Origin of the sequence: Streptomyces flavofungini (genome assembly GCF_041028215.1) — a bacterium.
In the GTDB taxonomy this organism is placed as follows: Bacteria; Actinomycetota; Actinomycetes; order Streptomycetales; family Streptomycetaceae; genus Streptomyces; species Streptomyces flavofungini_B.
Genome location: NZ_JASKYR010000795.1, coordinates 1 through 2936, shown reverse-complemented (window position 1 = coordinate 2936; position 2936 = coordinate 1). Strand labels below are relative to the sequence as shown.

Annotated in this window: 3 protein-coding genes; 1 reads left to right on the top strand and 2 read right to left on the bottom strand. The window is 71.2% G+C overall.

Annotated features, from left to right (window positions below):
• Window positions 1-8 precede the first annotated feature (8 nt).
• Together AB8Z36_RS34570 and gap are read right to left on the bottom strand one after the other, a co-directional pair.
• On the bottom strand, window positions 9-1022 hold the full coding sequence (locus AB8Z36_RS34570; RefSeq protein WP_369217343.1) for a polyprenyl synthetase family protein: 1014 nt from the start codon (window positions 1020-1022) through the stop codon (window positions 9-11).
• Window positions 1023-1262: 240 nt separating this feature from the next.
• Window positions 1263-2267, bottom strand: a complete 1005-nt coding sequence (gap, locus tag AB8Z36_RS34565; RefSeq protein ID WP_369217342.1) for a type I glyceraldehyde-3-phosphate dehydrogenase — start codon at window positions 2265-2267, stop codon at window positions 1263-1265.
• A 149-nt stretch (window positions 2268-2416) separates the two neighbouring features.
• Here gap and AB8Z36_RS34560 point away from each other — a divergent pair.
• Window positions 2417-2936 (top strand): MarR family winged helix-turn-helix transcriptional regulator (locus AB8Z36_RS34560; RefSeq protein ID WP_369217341.1); only part of this gene is annotated, 520 nt, incomplete at its 3' end.

The following is a 2936-nucleotide window of genomic DNA, read 5'->3' as shown; positions in this document are numbered from 1 at the left end:
GTGCGGGGCTACATGTCGCGGCCCACGATGAAGGCGCCGAGTGCGATGAGTTCCTCGCGTGCGGAGGGGTCGAGGGCGGCGTCGCGCAGGGCCGCCTCGCCGAGTTCGAGGCGCCGGGTGGCCTCGGCGACGGCCCAGGTCCGGCCGCCCGCGGCCTCGACGAGGTCGGCGGCGCGGCGCAGTTCGGCCTCGTCGGGCTCGTCGGGGGCGCTGAGCCAGGCGGCCAGTTCGACGCTTGAGGTGCCCTGTTTGTTCAGCGCGTACGCCACGGGCAGGGACTTCTTGCGCGTACGCAGGTCGTTGTGGACGGGTTTGCCGGTGCGGGCGGGGTCGCCCCAGACGCCGAGCACGTCGTCGATGAGCTGGAAGGCGATGCCGACCTGGTCGCCGTAGAGGGCGAGGGCGTCGACGACGGTGACGGGCGCCCCGGCGAGGACCGCGCCGATCGCGGCGCTCGCCGAGAGCAGCGCGCCGGTCTTGCCCGCGGCCATCTCCACGCACTCGTCGACGCCGACGTGGGATCTTCGCTCGAACGACATGTCGAGCACCTGGCCGCGTATCAGGTCGCGGGTGGCGCGGGAGAGCAGCCGGGCGGCGGTCGCCGCGGTCGGCCGCCCGCACTCCAGGAGCACTTCCTGGGCGAGGGCGAGCAGGGCGTCGCCGGTGAGGATGGCGCCCGCGGAGCCCCACAGGGACCAGACGGTGGGGCGGTGGCGGCGCTGCTCGTCCCCGTCCATCAGGTCGTCGTGGAGGAGTGAGAAGTTGTGGACGAGTTCGACGGCGACGGCGCCGGGCAGGCCGGTCTCCTCCGGTGCGCCCGCCGCCTGGGCGGAGAGCAGGGCGAGGGCGGGGCGTACCGCCTTGCCGCCGCCGTCGGAGACCTGGGCGCCGGCGGCGTCGATCCATCCGAAGTGGTAGGCCGCCTGGTGGCGGCTCTCCTCGTCGAGGCGGTCGAGCGCGGTGCGCAGGGCGGGGGTGAGCGTGTCGCGCACCCGGTGCAGGCTGCTCGGTGTCGGGGTCACGCCCGGCACTCCGTGAGGTCCGTGGGGGCGGTGGGCGTCTCGGTCATGTGGTACCTCTCCGCGTGAACTCGGCACTGGGATGGCATGACAAAGCCCCGGTGCCGTGCTCGAGCGGCGTTGCTGAGAGCACCGGGAGGGAAGCGCACAAGGGGGTGACGGACGAGCGTGGGAGTGGCGCCCGTCGGGCGCCGGTTCACTGCTGTGGCTCGGCGGGCGCCGGTTCACCGCTGCGGACGGCCTCTAGAGCGAGGTGCCGACCTTCAGGGCGAGGTCGATGAGGCGGTTGGAGTAGCCCCATTCGTTGTCGTACCAGCCGACGACCTTGACCTGCGGGCCCATCACGCGGGTGAGTCCCGCGTCGTAGATGCAGGAGGCCGGGTCGGTGACGATGTCGGAGCTGACGATGGGGGCCTCGGTGTAGGAGAGCAGGCCCTTGTAGGCGCCTTCGGCGGCCTTCGCGTAGGCCTCGTTGATCTCCTCCACCGTGGTGGGGCGGCTCGTGGTGACCGTCAGGTCGGTGACCGATCCTGTCGGTACGGGCACGCGCAGCGCGAACGCGTCGAGGCGGCCCTTGAGTTCGGGCAGGACCAGGCCGATGGCCTTGGCGGCGCCGCTGGACGTCGGCACCACGTTGACGGCGGCCGAGCGGGCGCGTCGCAGGTCCTTGTGCGGGGCGTCCTGGAGGTTCTGGTCCTGGGTGTAGGCGTGGACCGTGGTCATCATGCCGTACTCGATGCCGACGCTGTCGTGCAGCACCTTGGCCAGGACGCCGAGGCAGTTGGTGGTGCAGGAGGCGTTGGAGATGATCGAGTGCCGCGCGGGGTCGTACAGGTCGTCGTTGACGCCCAGGACGATGGTGACGTCCTCGTCACTCGCGGGGGCGGCGATGATCACCTTCTTGGCGCCGCCGTCGATGTGCGCGCGGGCCTTCTCCGCCTTGGTGAAGATGCCCGTGGACTCGATGACGACGTCCACGCCCAGGTCGCCCCAGGGCAGTTGGGCGGGGTCACGCTCGGCGAGGACCTTGACCGTGCGGTCGCCGACGCGGATCGCGCCGGTCTCGGCGGTGACCTCTTCGGGGTAGCGGCCGAGGACCGAGTCGTAGGCCAGGAGGTGGGCCATGGTCGGAACGTCGCCCAGGTCGTTGACGGCGACGATCTCCAGGTCCGCGTTTCTGGCGGCGACGGCCCGGAAGACGTTCCTCCCGATGCGGCCGAAGCCGTTGATACCCACACGAACAGTCATGCGTTCCTCTCACGACGGTTAAGAGCTCGACGGTGACAGGGAGGCGGCCGCGCATGACGCATCGCGCTGCGGCGCCCACCCGAAACACCATAAGCAACTTGTATAAGCTATCAATACATAGCCGCTCCGCAAGCTATAGGCTCCCCCGCGTGCACACCTCCCGGAACGACCTGAGTGTGGCTCAGTTCATCGATGTCCTCGATGACTTCAACCGTTTCTACATCCGGTTGCCACGTCGGCGAAACCACGCCTTCAGCACGCTGTCGGTGCTCGACGCCCTGGCCTGCGACGGGGCCCCGAAACGGCTGACCGAACTGATCGCGAGCGAGCAGCTCAGCCAGCCGGGGCTGACCCAGCTCGTTCAACGCCTGGAACGTGACGGCCTCGTGGTACGCGAAAGCGACCCGCGCGACGGCCGCGCCGTCCTCGTGCGTCTCACCGAGGAGGGCCGCGGCGTCGGCGAGTCGCGGAGCCGGGAGCGGACCGAGCAGCTCACGCCGCTCATCGCGGGCCTCACCCCCGAGGAGCGCGGCGCGCTCGCCGGGGCGCTGCCCGCCCTGCGGCAGCTCGCACGGCTCGGCCGGGAGGAGCGGCAGGGGCGGCGGGGACGGCAGGAGCGGCGGAAACAGCGGGGCCGGGACAGCGCCGGGGGTGCCGTCAGCTCTGACG